Origin of the sequence: Candidimonas humi, from assembly GCF_019166065.1 — a bacterium.
GTDB classification, from domain to species: domain Bacteria; phylum Pseudomonadota; class Gammaproteobacteria; order Burkholderiales; family Burkholderiaceae_B; genus Candidimonas; species Candidimonas humi.
On sequence record NZ_JAHTBN010000028.1, the window covers coordinates 1 to 728 of the forward strand.

Consider the following 728-nt stretch of genomic DNA (forward strand, 5'->3'; position numbering starts at 1 on the left):
AAATCGCCCTATTCGGACTCGCTTTCGCTACGCCTGCCCTATTCGGTTAAGCTTGCCACTGAATGTAAGTCGCTGACCCATTATACAAAAGGTACGCCGTCACCCCATTGCTGAGGCTCCGACTGTTTGTATGCATGCGGTTTCAGGATCTATTTCACTCCCCTTCCGGGGTTCTTTTCGCCTTTCCCTCACGGTACTGGTTCACTATCGGTCGATCACGAGTATTTAGCCTTGGAGGATGGTCCCCCCATCTTCAGACAGGATTTCACGTGTCCCGCCCTACTTCTCTGACGCCTAGTCTCACGTGCGCGATTTCGCCTACAGGGCTATCACCTGCTACGGCGGGCCTTTCCAGACCCTTCGGCTATCGCACACGCTATCTCGTCAAGGCTACTCCGAGTTCGCTCGCCGCTACTATCGGAATCTCGGTTGATGTCTTTTCCTCGAGCTACTGAGATGTTTCAGTTCGCCCGGTTCGCCTTCGCTGGCCTATGTATTCAGCCAGGAATACCGCTTGCGCGGTGGGTTTCCCCATTCGGATATCGACGGATCAAAGCTCGTTTGTCAGCTCCCCGTCGCTTTTCGCAGACTACCACGTCCTTCATCGCCTGTGATCGCCAAGGCATCCACCACATGCACTTAGTCGCTTGATCCTATAACACTGTGTGCTACAGGGTTCTTGCTCTCTGAGTATTCGCGTTTGTGCCGTTCATCATTTTCAAAGGCCG

General features: G+C 53.6%; 1 rRNA gene. It reads right to left on the reverse strand.

From position 1 onward, the window contains the following. Nucleotides 1–653 (reverse strand): 23S ribosomal RNA (locus KVP10_RS21165); the annotation flags it as partial. Between the last annotated feature and the right edge of the window lie 75 nt (nt 654–728).